Source organism: Streptomyces sp. SX-6 (assembly GCF_059089585.1).
In genome coordinates, this window is sequence record NZ_JBTHHU010000043.1 from 1 (window position 1) to 15,481 (window position 15,481).

A 15,481-nucleotide genomic window follows, 5' to 3' on the forward strand; every position below is an offset into this window, starting at 1 on the left:
TGGTACTGCATGGGGGACCGTGTGGGAGAGTAGGACGCCGCCGAACAAATTTTATAGCCGTGGGCTTGAGTTGGAGTGATCCAACTCAAGCCCACGGCTTTTTTGTTTTACAACCGGACCCCCGCCCCCGCCTCCGTCCCTCCCCGAGGAAATGACGGAGGCGAGACGGAGCCGGTCAAACGGTCTGCTCGTCACCGGCACGGACGAGCTCGAGGTCGAGGGATTCCTGACGAATGCGCTGATCGACATAAAGCAGAGCGGTGACACTCGCCGTAACAGGAAGAGCGAGGGTGGTGCTGATGGCCGCACCAATTCCCGCGATGATCAATGAAGTCCAGCTGAGGTTCTGAGTGGAGTCCAGATCCCCGGTGAAGATCAATTCAACAACGCTCGTGGGTATCTCAATGATCATGGCGGCTGCAAAGACCACCAGAACGGCGAGGAGCTGGACGCCGAAGATACGCCACCACGAACCCCGGACCAGCTTCGCCGACCGGCGCAGGGCATTGACGACACTCTGCTTCTCCAGCATCAGTGCCGGCGCGGCCAGACAATAGCGAATCCAGATCCATGCCATGCCCGCGCATCCGGCCAGTCCGCCGAGACCGACGAAGGCGAAGCCGATCGTCCTGGCTCCGGCGAGATACATCAGCAGCCCGGGAGCCATCCCCAGCGCGAAGAAGCCGAGCATGACCACCGGGATGAGGCAGAGCAGTCCTCCCATGCGCAGCAGCTGAGGCCGGGCGCTCTCCCACGCCTCGCCGATCGACGCCCTACGGCCCAGAACGGCACGGCTGACGACAACGGTCAGCATCGACGCGGCCATGATCGAACCGATGAGTCCGATGACCATGGTCACGGCCGAGGTGCCCAGGCTGCCGGTCATGGCATCGAGGACTTCCCGGGGGCTCGCGGAGTTCTTGAGGGCTTCGACGTTCGTACTGTCCTCGAGCCACAAGCCGCTGGCTATGGTCGACAGGGCCTGAGTGAGCACGGCCACGACAGCGGAGATGCCGAGCGCCGGCCGCCAGTACTTGATGGTCGTATTGACCGCGCCCTGAAGGATTTCCCCGGCCCGGAGCGGGCGCAGCGGGATCACGCCGGGCTGCGGCGCCGGCGGCGGAGGGCCCCACTGGTGCTGCCCCCAGCCGCCCGGTCCGCCGCCCGTCTGCCAGCCGTTGTGCCAGCCCTGCCGGGGAGGCTGCTGCGGAGCGCCGAGGGGCGGCGTCCACTGCTGAGGTGGCGGCTGACGGTCGGACCACTGGGAGGACTGCTGCTCGTCCGAAGGGGAGGGTCCGGGCGAGTTCCGGCCCGGAGAGTCGTTCATGTTCTGTCGCTCCTTCTGGGCCCGCTTGCCGTTGCGGCGGCCGAGCCGTTCCGCCCATCGTGTCACGGTGCCCATGGGGCTCCTGGGGGCTCGTACAGGGGAGCGGCCGGAGGCCGCCTTCAATAGTCGGTGCGCAGGGGGCAGACTGGACCAATGGCTGATCGTCATGTGCTGCCCGGGGGGCCCACTGGTGATGTTGTCGCTTCGTTGCGCTGGGAGGAGCTCCCAGAAGGACCTGTGATCGTGCTCCTGGACCAGAGGCGGCTTCCGGCCGAGGAAGTCGAGCTGGTGTGCACGGACGTCCCTGCGCTGGTCGATGCGATTCGTACGCTCGCGGTCCGGGGCGCGCCGCTGCTGGGGATAGCGGGTGCGTACGGCGTGGCGCTCGCCGCGGCGCGGGGCTTCGACGTGGAAGAAGCCGCCGGGATGCTCGCGCACGCCCGTCCCACGGCGGTGAATCTCGGCTATGGGGTACGGCGGATCGTGGCCGCCTACCGCGAGGCCGTCAGCGCCGGAGCGGCCCCTGAGCGGGCCGCGGCGACCGCTCTCGCCGCGGCGCGGGCGCTGCACCGCGAGGATGCGGAGGCCAGTGCGCGGATGGCGGCTCATGGCCTCGAGCTGCTGAAGGAGCTGGTGCCGGGCGGTGGGTTCCGGGTCCTCACGCACTGCAACACGGGCGCGCTGGTGTCCGGCGGCGAGGGCACGGCGCTCGCGGTGGCGCTGGCCGCGCACCGGGCCGGGGAGCTCAGGCGGCTGTGGGTGGACGAGACCCGTCCGCTGCTGCAGGGTGCGCGGCTGACGGCGTACGAAGCGGCGCGGGCCGGTATCGCGTACACATTGCTCACCGACAATGCGGCGGGTTCGCTGTTCGCGGCGGGCGAGGTGGATGCCGTGCTGATCGGCGCGGACCGGATAGCCGCGGACGGTTCGGTGGCGAACAAGGTGGGCAGCTATCCGCTGGCCGTGCTGGCCCGCTATCACCATGTGCCGTTCGTCGTGGTGGCGCCGAGCACGACCGTGGACTTCGACACCGCGGAGGGTGCGGCCATCGAGGTGGAGCAGCGTGCCGGGCACGAGGTGACGGAATTCGCCTCGTCGCCGCAGGTCGGTGCGGGTGCCGGAACAGCGGTGGCGCCGGTGGGGACTCAGGCCTACAACCCTGCGTTCGATGTCACACCGGCCGAGCTGGTGACCGCGATTGTCACGGAAAACGGGGTTGTTTCCCCCGTGACGAAGAGGGGCCTTGCGGAGCTGTGTGCCAGGTCACGATCGGGTAATGGGATGATGTCGATATGAAGGGACGCGTCCTTGTCGTCGATGACGACACCGCACTGGCCGAGATGCTCGGAATTGTGCTGCGTGGTGAGGGTTTCGAGCCGTCGTTTGTAGCCGACGGTGACAAGGCACTCGCCGCATTCCGTGAGGCCAAACCGGATCTTGTATTGCTCGATCTGATGTTGCCCGGCCGGGACGGTATCGAAGTGTGCCGTCTGATCCGGGCCGAGTCCGGCGTGCCGATCGTGATGCTGACCGCCAAGAGCGACACGGTCGACGTGGTCGTCGGTCTGGAGTCCGGCGCGGACGACTACATCGTCAAGCCGTTCAAGCCGAAGGAGCTGGTGGCCCGGATCAGGGCCCGGCTGCGGAGGTCGGAGGAGCCCGCGCCCGAGCAGCTGACGATCGGGGACCTCGTCATCGACGTGGCCGGCCACTCGGTCAAGCGCGACGGACAGTCGATCGCGCTGACGCCGCTGGAGTTCGATCTGCTGGTGGCGCTGGCCCGCAAGCCCTGGCAGGTGTTCACCCGTGAGGTGCTGCTGGAGCAGGTGTGGGGCTACCGGCATGCGGCCGACACCCGGCTCGTGAACGTGCACGTGCAGCGACTGCGCTCGAAGGTCGAGAAGGACCCGGAGCGTCCGGAGATCGTCGTGACCGTGCGGGGTGTGGGTTACAAGGCTGGGCCCAGCTGACATGACGGGCGGCGGCGCCGCTCCGGAGCCGGGTGCGGGGCGGCCCGTCGGCAGGTCGGACGGCATACCTCTCCTCCGGCGGCTGTGGCGGGCCGGGCGGCTGCTGCCCGATGGCGCCGCTGCGGCTCCGGTGCATCCGGTGCTGCGGCTCTACGTGCGGTGGGTGCGCAGGCCGCTGCTGCCCGCGATGCGGCTGTGGGTGCGCAACATCCAGCTGCGGGTGGTCGCCACCACGCTGCTGATGTCGCTCGCCGTGGTGCTGCTGCTCGGCGTGGTGGTCATCGGGCAGGTGCGCAACGGCCTGCTGGAGGCCAAGCGGAACGCGGCGCAGAGCCAGGCCGAGGGCGGTTTCCAGGCCGCGCGGGCCGCTGCCGATCCCGGTGCCACGGGGATCGACGGACGCAGCCAGGACAGTGCGCAGGGTGCGGGCCGGGGGACTCCGGATCCGGGTGCCTGGCTGACCGCCACGGTGCAGCAGCTGTCCAGCGGCGGGCAGGGCGTCTATTACGTGGTGGCGCTCAGTGCGACCGCGGGTGATCCGGTGCATACGGGCATGCACGGCCCGCGTGCGTCGGGCGACATCGATCCCGAGCACAGCGTGCCCGGCGGTCTGCGGCGGAAGCTGGACAACGCTGCCACGGGGGCCTTCGAGGAGCCCACGCTGATCAAGCGCAGTGCCTCCGACGAGGGGGAGCCCGGGCTGGTGATCGGCAAGCGGCTCTACGACATCGACAGCAAGCCGTATCAGCTCTACTACCTCTTCCCGTTCACGCAGGAGGAGAAGTCGCTGAGCCTGGTCAAGGGCACGCTGGCGACGGCCGGGGTGTTCCTGGTGGTGCTGCTCGGGGCCATTGCCTGGCTGGTGGTGCGGCAGATCGTCACGCCGGTGCGGATGGCCGCGGGGATCGCGGAGCGGCTCGCGGCGGGCGTCCTCCAAGAGCGTATGAAGGTCACGGGCGAGGACGACATCGCACGCCTGGGCGAGTCCTTCAACAAGATGGCACAGAACCTCCAGGTCAAGATCCAGCAGTTGGAAGAGCTGTCGCGCATGCAGCGGCGGTTCGTGTCCGACGTGTCGCACGAGCTGCGGACGCCGCTGACGACCGTACGGATGGCGGCCGAGGTGATCCACGAGGCCCGGGACGGCTTCGACCCGGTCACCGCGCGCTCCGCCGAGCTCCTCTTCGAGCAGCTGGACCGCTTCGAGTCGCTGCTGGCCGACCTGCTGGAGATCAGCCGGTTCGACGCCGGGGCGGCGGCCCTGGAGGCCGAGCCGGTGGACCTGCGCGACGTGGTCAAGCGCGTCGTCGACGGCGCGCTGCCGCTGGCGGAGCGCAAGGGCAGCAAGCTGCTGGTGCGCGGCGCCGGCGCGCCCGTGGTGGCGGAGGCGGACTCGCGGCGCGTGGAACGCGTGCTGCGGAACCTGGTGGTCAACGCGGTGGAGCACGGGGAGGGACGGGACGTGGTCGTGCGGCTGGCGGTCGCCGGAGGCGCGGTCGCGGTCGCGGTGCGCGACTACGGCGTGGGGCTCAAGCCCGGAGAGGCGACCCGGGTGTTCAACCGCTTCTGGCGTGCCGACCCCGCCCGGGCCCGGACGACCGGGGGCACGGGCCTGGGCCTGTCGATCGCCGTGGAGGACGCGCGGCTGCACGGAGGCTGGCTGCAGGCGTGGGGCGAGCCCGGCGGGGGGTCGCAGTTCCGGCTGACGCTGCCCGCCACCGCGGGCGACACGCTGCGCGGTTCGCCGATACCGCTGGAGCCGGACGACTCGCGGCGCAATCGCGGGCTGAACGACGCGGGAGTGCCGCTGGCCGTGCCGGGCCGCAGTACGCCCGTACCGCCGCAGTCGAGGACCCAGGCGAAGCAGGTACGGTCCGCCGTGGACCCGGCGGCGCTGCCGGGCAGCGGGGCGCGCGTGGTGTCGCGTCCGGGCCCGGCCCGGGGCGGGCAGCCGGCGGATGGCGGCGACCGGGACGGAGGCCTGCAGTGATGTCCGGTACGGGACGGCGCCGGGTGCTCGGCCTCGTCGCGCTGGCGGCCGGCGGTGTGCTGCTGGCCGGGTGCGCGTCGATGCCGGAGGGCGGGGATGTCACCGCGGTGGATTCCTCGCAGCGTGCCGACGCGGATTCGCAGGTGCGTGTCTACGGTGTGCCGCCGCGCAAGAAGGAGCAGCCGCAGGAGCTCGTGAAGGGCTTCCTGGAGGCGACGACGAGCGATGACCCGGACTACGACACGGCCCGGATGTATCTGACGAAGGCCGTCAAGCACCGGTGGAATCCGGGGGCCGCCACCACGATCCTCTCGGAGATACCGCGTGTGCACGTGGAGCGGAACAACGACGACCGGGACACGGGCCGCACGATCTCGCTGACCGGCAAGCAGGTCGCGAAGGTGGACGACAACCACGCGTACAAGCCGGACGCGCGCGACTTCCGGATGCAGATCCACATGTCGCTCGAGGACGGCGAGTGGCGCGTCGACGACATCCCGAACGGGCTGGTGCTCGGCGTGGCCGACTTCCAGCGCATCTACCGCTCGGTCAACAAGTACTACTTCGCGGAGCTGGGGCAGGGTGCCAGGGACGGGGAGGGCAGGAACGCGCTCGTCGCGGACCCCGTCTACCTGCGCAAGCGCATAGATCCCGTGACCTCGACCGTGAAGGCGCTGCTGGACGGGCCGACGACCTGGCTCGACCCGGTCGTCGCGACGGCCTTTCCGGCTCATACCGGCCTCAAGGACAGCAGGCTGTCGCTCGACGACTCCAACGCCCTCAAGGTGCGCCTGGACGGGCGGGCAGGGAGTGCGGGCCCGGAGCAGTGCCGGCGGATGGCGGCGCAGATGCTCTTCACCGTCCAGGAGTCGGCCCGGGTCACCAGCGTGACGCTCATGGACAAGGACGGCTCCGACCTGTGCACGCTGTCCCGGGACAAGGCCAAGATGTACGCCCCGGACCAGAAGGCGCCCCGTAGCGACCGGCAGTACTTCATCGACGAGCAGCACCGGCTGGTGAGCGTGGCCGGCGGTGACGAGGAGCCGCGCCGGGTGCAGGGGCCGTTCGGAGCGGAGAACGGGGCCCAGCTGCGGTCGGTGGCCGTGGACCGCGACGAGTTCAAGGCGGCCGGCGTGTCCGCCAACGGGCTGACGCTCCACGTCGCGGAGCTGAGGGCCGGGGCGGCGCCCGGTGAGGCGAAGCTGACCGTCCGCGGCGGGCCGAAGGGCGGGCTGACGGCACCCAGCTGGGACGGCATGGGCGACCTGTGGGTGGCCGACCAGGATCCGGACCATCCGCGGCTGCTGCACCTGCCGGGCGGAACGGGCGCACCGGAGGAGGTCGCGGTCCCCGGTCTCGACGGCCGGATCACCGGACTGCGGGTCGCGGCGGACGGGGTGCGGATCGCCCTGCTGGTGACGAAGGACGACCGGACGGTCCTGAAGCTCGGCAGGGTCGAACGGCGGGGCAGCGCGGAGCACCCGAGTCTGTCGGTGCAGGAGCTGCGTCCCGTGGCTCCGCAGCTGGTGGACGTGAACGCCGTGTCCTGGGCGGGCGGCAGCCGGCTGCTGGTGGCAGGGAGCGAGCAGGGCGGTCTGCAGCAGCTCGAGTACATCGAGACGGACGGATCGCTGTCGAACGCCTCGACGCTGCCCGGCATCACGGGCGTGCGGGGAGTGGCGGCGCCGGAGAGCAGCCAGGGCAAGGCCCTGCTCGCCGAGCGGGACGGCGAAATCGTACGGCTGCTGCCGGACGCCGGCTGGAAGCCGGTGGAGAAGGGATGGGCGCCCGTCTACCCGGGCTGATGGCAGCGGCGCACGTGGTCACCGAGAGTTATCCACAGGGGTGGCAGGGTCGGCCGCGAGGCGGAACACTGGATCCATGCACGGGTGGTGGCGGGAGATCACCGGGCTGGTGCTGCCGGCCGACTGCGCGGGCTGCGGATCGCCGCGTACCGCGTTGTGCGACGGCTGCCGGGCTGAGCTGTACGGCAGGACGGTGTGGCGCGCCTGGCCGGATCCGGTGCCGGACGGCCTGCCTCCCGTCCACACGGCCGCGTGGTACGCGGGTGCGGTGCGGGATGTGCTGCTCGCTCACAAGGAGCGGGGCGCGCTGGGGCTCGCGAAGCCGCTGGGCGGCGCTCTGGCGGGCGCGGTCCGGGTGGCCGGTGGTACCGGAGCACCAGAGGGCGTACGCGCCGGGAGCGCGCCCCTGGTGCTGGTTCCGGTGCCTTCCGCGCGGCGGGCGGTGGCGCGGCGCGGGCACGACCCCTGCCGTCGTCTGGCGCTGGCGGCCGCGGGAGCCCTGCGTGCTGCGGGTGCGCGGGTGCGGGTGGCGTCGGTGCTCCGGCAGCGGAGGGCCGTGGCCGACCAGGCCGGGCTGGACGCCCGGCAGCGGTGGCTGAACGTCGCGGGGGCGATGACCGTCCCGGCGGGCGCCGGGCGCCTGTGGGAGGACGGCCGGCCCGTGGTGCTGGTGGACGATCTGATGACGACCGGCTCCTCGCTGGTGGAGGCGGCCCGTGCGGTCTCGGGGGCGGGCGGCCGCGTCGTGGGAGCCGCGGTGGTGGCGGTGACGCCGAGGGAGAGCGAAATGGTCCGCATTACCGCGGCGAGAACGGAGGCCGGTAACTCCCGTCGTTCCTGATGGAAACGGCGGAAGAACACCTGAATGGAGGTACGTCCCGGCAAGGGGTACCAACAGACTTCCGAGCGAGATATGTTCGGTTGTGAGGAATGGCAGAGACTATGCCTCATATCTCCGGATGGCGCGTTTTGCGCGCCGTCGAAGATCCTGGGAACGGTGGGATGTAGATCTTGCCGTTGGGGGAGGAGGAGGTGAAACCGCCGTGTCGGTGGCCTCGGGTATCCCCGGGGTCTGATGCAAGAGGGATGCGCTCCGCACCTTCGGCGGGGGCATCCGGGAACGGAGTTCTGCGTGGACATCGTCGTCAAGGGCCGCAAGACTGAAGTGCCCGAGCGCTTTCGCAAGCACGTGGCCGAGAAGCTGAAGCTGGACAAGATCCAGAAGCTCGACGGCAAGGTGATCAGCCTCGACGTGGAGGTGTCCAAGGAGCCCAACCCCAGGCAGTCCGACCGTTCGGACCGAGTGGAGATCACCCTGCGGTCCCGTGGACCGGTGGTCCGGGCGGAAGCCGCTGCGGCAGACCCCTACGCCGCGCTCGACCTGGCCACCGCCAAGCTCGAGGCGCGGTTGCGCAAGCAGAACGACAAGCGCCACACGAGGCGCGGCAACGGACGCCTTTCGGCGAGCGAGGTGGCGGTCACCGTACCGGAATCCGCCGTGCTGAACGAGAGCGGCCGGCTGGCCTCGGAGGAGCCGGGGGAGGTTCCGGTGACCCACATGGGTGCGCTGGAGATCCAGGGCGAAGGGCCCCTCGTGGTCCGCGAGAAGACCCACACCGCCGCCCCGATGGCGCTCGGCCAGGCACTCTACGAAATGGAGTTGGTCGGCCATGACTTCTACCTGTTCGTCGACTCCGACACGAAGATGCCGAGTGTCGTCTACCGGCGGCACGCGTACGACTACGGCGTCATCCGCCTCAACTCGGACCCCTTCGCAGAAGAGGTGCCCGGCGGTGCGGGCGGCGCGCTCGGCGGCTGACCGGGCCCGTATCGCCTGAACCGCAGCCGTCCGTGAAAAGTGCCCCGGAGCTTCGAGGGGCTTCCGGGGCACCGGCGTGCGGCGACGCGAGCACCACCCCGCCGTCCGGCATGAAATCATGGCCGGGCTGCCAACGACCGGTTCACCGGGTCCGGTTGGGGCGGCGCAGCGCTGTTCAACCGCGAGGGGCCATGGCCTTCACAGGGGGAGGAACAATGGCGGACAGGTTCGGGCCCATGAGCGTGCCCGGTGAGGACGACGCCGAGGACGTCTGCGCGGACCACGGTGCGATGGCAGGGGAGCCGATCAGGGTCCTGGTCGTGGACGACCACGCGCTCTTCCGGCGCGGGCTGGAGATCGTGCTGGCCCAGGAGGAGGACATCCTGGTCGTGGGCGAGGCGGGGGACGGGGCGGAGGCCGTGGACAAGGCCGCCGACCTGCTGCCCGACATCGTGCTGATGGATGTGCGGATGCCCAGGCGCGGTGGCATCGAGGCCTGCACCTCCATCAAGGAGGTGGCCCCCAGCGCCAAGATCATCATGCTGACGATCAGCGACGAGGAGGCCGACCTCTACGACGCGATCAAGGCCGGCGCCACGGGATACCTGCTCAAGGAGATCTCCACCGACGAGGTGGCGACCGCGATCCGGGCGGTCGCCGACGGGCAGTCGCAGATCAGCCCGTCGATGGCCTCCAAGCTGCTGACCGAGTTCAAGTCGATGATCCAGCGCACGGACGAGCGCAGGCTGGTGCCCGCACCCCGGCTCACCGACCGCGAGCTCGAGGTGCTGAAGCTCGTCGCGACGGGCATGAACAACCGTGATATCGCCAAGGAGTTGTTCATCAGCGAGAACACGGTCAAGAACCATGTCCGCAACATCCTGGAGAAGCTGCAGCTGCACTCCAGGATGGAAGCGGTGGTCTATGCGATGCGGGAGAAGATCCTGGAAATCCGGTGAGCCTGTAGGCCTGTGAGCTGGTGACCCGGTGATCAGTCGAGCGCCGTGACCAGGGCCGCCGCCAGGGCGGCGCCGTCGCAGCGTTCGATCCGCACCGTGTCACAGCCCACCCACTCCGCCGCCTCCCGCAGCGCACGCGCCATGGGGGCCACGGCCGGGGCGCCGTCGAGCGAGACCTGCCGGGCGACCAGCGTCCTGCCCTCCCGCGCCGGGTCCACCCGGCCGGCCAGCCGCCCGCCGGACAGCAGCGGCATCGCGAAATACCCGTGCACCCGCTTGGCCTTGGGCACATAGGCCTCCAGGCGGTGGGTGAAGCCGAACATCCGCTCCGTTCGCGGTCGGTCCCAGATCAGCGAGTCGAAGGGCGACAGCAGCGTCGTGCGGTGGCGCTGTCCCTTCGCCGAGGACTCGGCCGCCAGTGCCTCCGGATCGGCCCACGCGGGCTTGGACCAGCCCGCCACCTCGACCGGGACGAGCCCCGTGCCGTCGAGGACCGCGTCCACCTGGTCGCCCTTGAGCCGGTGGTAGTCCGCCAGATCCGCCCGCGTCGCGACCCCCATCGCCGCGCCCGCCTGGGCGACCAGGCGCCGTATGCACTCGGTGTCGCTCAGGCCGTCGTGGAACAGGGCATCCGGCACGGCGCGCTCCGCCAGGTCGTACACCCGCTTCCAGCCGCGGCGTTCGGTGCAGACGACCTCACCCGTGTCGAGGAGCCACTCCACGGCGATCTTCGTCTCGGACCAGTCCCACCACGGGCCGCCGTTCTTGGCGCCGCCCAAATCCGTTGCCGTCAGCGGGCCTTCGGCCTTGAGCCGGTCCAGGACCGCGGCGCACGAGCGTTCGGCGTCCTTCATCACGTGCCAGCGGTGGCCGCGCGCCCGGAAGGCCCGCCGCCGGAACGCGAAGAGCGGCCACTCCTCGATGGGCAGGACGCACGCCGCGTGCGACCAGTACTCGAAGGAGTGCCCGCCGGTCCAGTACGCCGCCTCGACCCCGGCGCGGCCCACCGCACCCAGCCGTGCGTACGGAACCAGCTCGTGCGAGCGGGCCAGCACCGAAATGGTGTCCAGCTGGACGGCCCCGAGCCGGCGCAGCACCCCGCGCACCCCGGCACGCCGGTCGGCGGCGCCGAGCAGCCCCTGGGCGCGCAGCGCCATGCGCCTCGCCTCGTCGGCGGAGAGGCGGACGTCGGCCGTACGGCCCTTTGCGCGGGCGGCAGTTGTCATGCGGACACCCTAGGACCGGCCACTGACAATGCCCCTGACCTGCCGGATCAGTCCTGCCCGATCAGTCCTGCCCGGCGTACGGCGCGTACGGGGTCTTCGACGCCATGCCCAGGTCCGACGGCAGCAGCGAGGCCGTCCAGGCGTCGTACCGCTCCCCGTTCTGGACGATCATCGAGCGCACCAGGCCCTCCATCCGGAAGCCGACCTTGAGGGCGACCCCGCGCGACGGCGCGTTCCCGGCCATCGCGGCCCACACGAGCCGCTCGGCGCCCAGGTCCTCGAAGGCCCACCGGACCACCTCGCGCGCGGCCTCCACGGTGTAGCCCCGGCCGCGCGCCTCGCGGGCCGTCCAGTAGCCGAGCTCGGCCTCCCGCTCGGGGGCCTGCAGCTTGACCCGCACCAGGCCCATGGCGCCCACCAGCAGGCCCTCGTCCCGCGTGAAGAGGCCGAAGGTGTACGCGGAGTCGTCGCGCCAGCCGTCCGGGCAGGTCCCCTCGACGTACTGCCTGGCGTGCTCGGGCGTGTAGGGCGAGGGCACGGGGGTGTAGCGCGGGATCTCGGGGTCCTGGCAGGCCGCGTGCACCGCGGCCGCGTCGGCGGGGGAGAAGGGGCGCAGCACCAGGCGCTCGGTGGCGAGGGTTATCGGTTCCATGGGCGGAGTCTGGACGGTGACACCGGCCCGGCGCGAATTCATTCGTGGATGTGAAAAGAGGGGAAAGGCAACAAAGCGCCGCGCGATTACCTCTGTCGGGCACTTCCGGGAAACGCTGTCCGTTGTTCCGTCGGGTGATACGCGGTCTCGGGGACGACGGACCTCCCGGCGCGGCGGGGTCCTCGCTTACGATGGCCGTTGCGGCGGGGACTGTCCCGTCGTGCCCGCGCACCTTCCTCCCTCCCCGGGGCAGGGGGGCACCAGTGCCAGGCCCGACCGGCAAGGAGTCAGCCTACGTGTCCGTCTTCGGCAAGATCATGCGTGCAGGTGAAGGCAAGATCCTGCGCAAGCTGCACCGCATCGCGGACCAGGTCAATTCCATCGAAGAGGACTTCCTCAACCTCTCCGACGCCGAGCTGCGCGCCCTGACCGACGAGTACAAGCAGCGTTATGCCGACGGCGAGAGCCTGGACGACCTGCTGCCCGAGGCCTTCGCGACCGTCCGCGAGGCCGCCAAGCGCGTGCTCGGTCAGCGTCACTACGACGTCCAGCTGATGGGCGGCGCCGCGCTGCACCTGGGGTACGTCGCGGAGATGAAGACCGGTGAGGGCAAGACCCTGGTCGGCACCCTGCCCACGTATCTGAACGCGCTGTCCGGCAAGGGCGTGCACCTGATCACGGTCAACGACTACCTCGCGGAGCGCGACTCCGAGCTGATGGGCCGGGTGCACCGGTTCCTCGGCCTGTCGGTCGGCTGCATCCTCGCCAACATGACCCCGGCCCAGCGTCGCGAGCAGTACGGCTGCGACATCACCTATGGCACGAACAACGAGTTCGGCTTCGACTACCTGCGCGACAACATGGCGTGGTCGCAGGACGAGCTGGTGCAGCGCGGGCACAACTTCGCCGTGGTCGACGAGGTCGACTCGATCCTCGTCGACGAGGCCCGTACGCCGCTGATCATCTCCGGCCCGGCCGACCAGGCCACCAAGTGGTACGGCGACTTCGCCAAGCTGGTCCAGCGGCTCACCAAGGGCGAGCCGGCCAACCCGCAGCGGGGCATCGAGGAGACCGGCGACTACGAGGTCGACGAGAAGAAGCGCACGGTCGGCATCCACGAGGCGGGCGTCGCCAAGGTCGAGGACTGGCTGGGCATCGACAACCTCTACGAGTCGGTCAACACCCCGCTCGTCGGTTACCTCAACAACGCCATCAAGGCGAAGGAACTCTTCAAGAAGGACAAGGACTACGTCGTCATGGACGGCGAAGTCATGATCGTCGACGAGCACACCGGCCGTATTCTGGCCGGCCGCCGCTACAACGAGGGCATGCACCAGGCGATCGAGGCGAAGGAAGGGGTGGAGATCAAGGACGAGAACCAGACGCTCGCCACGATCACCCTCCAGAACTTCTTCCGTCTCTACTCCAAGCTCTCCGGCATGACCGGTACGGCCATGACCGAGGCCGCCGAGTTCCACCAGATCTACAAGCTCGGCGTGGTGCCGATCCCGACCAACCGGCCGATGGTCCGCAAGGATCAGTCCGACCTCATCTACCGCACCGAGGTCGCCAAGTTCGACGCGGTCGTCGAGGACATCGCGGAGAAGCACGAGAAGGGCCAGCCGATCCTGGTCGGCACCACCTCCGTCGAGAAGTCCGAGTACCTCTCGCAGCAGCTGGCCAAGCGCGGCATCCAGCACGAGGTGCTCAACGCGAAGCACCACGAGCGCGAGGCGACGATCGTCGCCCAAGCCGGCCGCAAGGGCGCCGTCACCGTGGCCACCAACATGGCCGGCCGTGGTACGGACATCAAGCTCGGCGGCAACCCCGACGACCTCGCCGAGGCGGAGCTGCGGCAGCGCGGCCTGGACCCGGTCGAGCACGTCGAGGAGTGGGCCGCCGCGCTGCCGGCCGCCCTCGAGAAGGCGGAGGCCGCGGTCAAGGCCGAGTTCGAGGAGGTCAAGGACCTCGGCGGCCTCTACGTCCTGGGCACCGAGCGGCATGAGTCGCGCCGTATCGACAACCAGCTGCGCGGCCGCAGCGGCCGTCAGGGCGACCCGGGCGAGTCCCGGTTCTACCTGTCGCTCGGCGACGACCTGATGCGGCTGTTCAAGGCGCAGATGGTCGAGCGCGTGATGGCCATGGCCAACGTGCCCGACGACGTGCCGATCGAGAACAAGATGGTCACCCGTGCCATCGCCTCGGCCCAGTCGCAGGTCGAGCAGCAGAACTTCGAGACCCGTAAGAACGTCCTGAAGTACGACGAGGTCCTCAACCGCCAGCGTGAGGTCATCTACGGCGAGCGGCGCCGCGTCCTCGAGGGCGAGGACCTGCACGAGCAGGTCCAGCACTTCATGGACGACACCATCGACGACTACATCCGCCAGGAGACCGTCGAGGGCTTCGCGGAGGAGTGGGACCTCGAGCGGCTGTGGGGCGCGTTCAAGCAGCTCTACCCGGTGCAGGTGACCATCGAGGAGCTGGAGGAGGCCGCGGGCGACCGGGCCGGCATCACGGCCGAGTTCATCGGCGAGTCCGTCAAGGACGACATCCACGAGCAGTACGCGTCCCGCGAGGAGCAGCTGGGCTCCGACATCATGCGCGAGCTGGAGCGCCGTGTCGTGCTGTCGGTGCTGGACCGCAAGTGGCGTGAGCACCTCTACGAGATGGACTACCTCCAGGAGGGCATCGGCCTGCGGGCGATGGCCCAGAAGGACCCGCTGGTCGAGTATCAGCGCGAGGGCTTCGACATGTTCCAGGCCATGATGGAGGGCATCAAGGAGGAGTCCGTCGGCTACCTGTTCAACCTGGAGGTCCAGGTCGACCAGCAGCTTGAGGAGGTGCCCGTGCAGGAGGGCGCCCCGGCCCCCGAGAAGGTCCAGGACACCGTGCCCGCCGCCCGGCCCGAGATCCGCGCCAAGGGCCTCGACGCCCCGCAGCGGCCCGACCGCCTGCACTTCTCCGCCCCCACCGTGGACGGCGAAGGCGGTGTCGTCGAGGGCGACTTCACCAGCGACGAGGCCGGCGTCCCCGCGGGCGACGGCATGACCCGCGCGGAGCGGCGCAAGGCGCAGAAGAGCTCCGGCGGCCGTCGCCGCAAGAAGTAACCGCATCTGTACCGGTGGCGGGATCCGACTCGGGTCCCGCCACCGGTGCGTTTCAGGCACGGACCCCGTCCGGACGGACCCCGCCCGGCTCGACCCCGCCCAGTTCGACCGCGGCGCACCGCCAGCGCCGGTCCGCGCACTGCTCGAGGCGGAAGGCCAGCGCATGGAGCCGGTCGCCGGAGGTGATCCGGGCGTACGCCTCGATCACCCCGGGCCGCGGCTGGAACTCGTCGCAGCGCCGGACGACCGGGACGGTCCGGTGCGGCGGTACGGGACGCAGCGGCGCCCCGGGCGCCAGGGTGGTGAGCCGGTCATAGGCAGGCGGCAGCGTGTGCCCGAGCAGCGTGTGCACCGGGCGCTGCCCGCTGAGGGTGAGCAGCAGCCGGTCGGCGAACCAGTAGCGCGGGATGCGCGCCCGCAGCCGGTGCCCCGCCGCCGGGTCGTCGCCCGGCCGCCGTGAGTCCGTGCGCCGTGAGTCCGTACGCCCTGGCGGTGCCGTCCGGTGGCCGCCTGGCCTGGTCGTTCCTGTGGTCCTGTGCATCGGTGATCGCCCCCTTCGGTGGGGATCTTCTAGCGGTGCGCTTTCCCGTGCGACAAGGGCGCCGGGGCCTTGCGGCCGGGTCCGG

The 15,481-nt window shown here is 70.3% G+C and carries 12 protein-coding genes; 8 read left to right on the forward strand and 4 right to left on the reverse strand.

Going from position 1 to position 15,481, the window contains the following annotated elements:
• Nucleotides 1-175 precede the first annotated feature (175 nt).
• Nucleotides 176-1,099 (reverse strand): DUF7847 domain-containing protein, encoded by a 924-nt coding sequence (locus ACV530_RS32790; RefSeq protein WP_494336334.1) that lies wholly within the window; start codon nt 1,097-1,099, stop codon nt 176-178.
• A gap of 381 nt (nt 1,100-1,480) precedes the next feature.
• Between ACV530_RS32790 and mtnA the strand changes: the two genes are divergently transcribed.
• The 7 genes from mtnA to ACV530_RS32825 all read left to right on the forward strand — a co-directional run bounded on the left by mtnA (nt 1,481) and on the right by ACV530_RS32825 (nt 9,870).
• A complete protein-coding gene (mtnA, locus tag ACV530_RS32795; RefSeq protein WP_494336335.1) occupies nt 1,481-2,623 on the forward strand; it encodes an S-methyl-5-thioribose-1-phosphate isomerase in 1,143 nt (380 codons plus the stop codon).
• Nucleotides 2,620-3,297, forward strand: coding sequence for a two-component system response regulator MtrA (gene mtrA, locus ACV530_RS32800; protein ID WP_010356958.1), 678 nt, complete (start codon nt 2,620-2,622; stop codon nt 3,295-3,297). The genes mtnA and mtrA overlap by 4 nt, the downstream gene beginning before the upstream one ends.
• A gap of 1 nt (nt 3,298) precedes the next feature.
• On the forward strand, nt 3,299-5,287 hold the full coding sequence (mtrB, locus tag ACV530_RS32805; protein ID WP_494336336.1) for an MtrAB system histidine kinase MtrB: 1,989 nt from the start codon (nt 3,299-3,301) through the stop codon (nt 5,285-5,287).
• On the forward strand, nt 5,287-7,092 hold the full coding sequence (locus ACV530_RS32810) for an LpqB family beta-propeller domain-containing protein (RefSeq protein WP_494336337.1): 1,806 nt from the start codon (nt 5,287-5,289) through the stop codon (nt 7,090-7,092). The genes mtrB and ACV530_RS32810 overlap by 1 nt, the downstream gene beginning before the upstream one ends.
• A gap of 76 nt (nt 7,093-7,168) precedes the next feature.
• Nucleotides 7,169-7,933: a ComF family protein gene (locus tag ACV530_RS32815; protein ID WP_494336338.1), complete on the forward strand. Its 765-nt coding sequence runs from the start codon at nt 7,169-7,171 to the stop codon at nt 7,931-7,933.
• 291 nt (nt 7,934-8,224) lie between these two features.
• The gene (gene hpf / locus ACV530_RS32820) at nt 8,225-8,911 is read left to right on the forward strand and encodes a ribosome hibernation-promoting factor, HPF/YfiA family (RefSeq protein WP_494336339.1); all 687 of its coding nucleotides are present in this window, start codon (nt 8,225-8,227) and stop codon (nt 8,909-8,911) included.
• 215 nt (nt 8,912-9,126) lie between these two features.
• Nucleotides 9,127-9,870, forward strand: coding sequence for a response regulator (locus ACV530_RS32825; RefSeq protein WP_494336340.1), 744 nt, complete (start codon nt 9,127-9,129; stop codon nt 9,868-9,870).
• 32 nt (nt 9,871-9,902) lie between these two features.
• On the opposite strand, the gene ACV530_RS32830 is transcribed toward ACV530_RS32825, so the two are convergent.
• Together ACV530_RS32830 and ACV530_RS32835 are read right to left on the reverse strand one after the other, a co-directional pair.
• Nucleotides 9,903-11,096 (reverse strand): winged helix-turn-helix domain-containing protein, encoded by a 1,194-nt coding sequence (locus ACV530_RS32830; protein WP_494336341.1) that lies wholly within the window; start codon nt 11,094-11,096, stop codon nt 9,903-9,905.
• A 61-nt stretch (nt 11,097-11,157) separates the two neighbouring features.
• Nucleotides 11,158-11,748, reverse strand: a complete 591-nt coding sequence (locus ACV530_RS32835; RefSeq protein WP_494336342.1) for a GNAT family N-acetyltransferase — start codon at nt 11,746-11,748, stop codon at nt 11,158-11,160.
• A gap of 296 nt (nt 11,749-12,044) precedes the next feature.
• Between ACV530_RS32835 and secA the strand changes: the two genes are divergently transcribed.
• Complete coding sequence (gene secA, locus ACV530_RS32840) at nt 12,045-14,855, forward strand: preprotein translocase subunit SecA (RefSeq protein WP_494336343.1); 2,811 nt, start codon at nt 12,045-12,047, stop codon at nt 14,853-14,855.
• Between the two features lie 52 nt (nt 14,856-14,907).
• Here the strand turns inward: secA and ACV530_RS32845 are convergent, their stop codons facing one another.
• Nucleotides 14,908-15,396 carry an Rv3235 family protein gene (locus tag ACV530_RS32845; RefSeq protein WP_494336344.1) on the reverse strand — a complete coding sequence of 163 codons (489 nt, stop codon included), beginning with the start codon at nt 15,394-15,396 and terminating at the stop codon, nt 14,908-14,910.
• Nucleotides 15,397-15,481 lie beyond the last annotated feature (85 nt).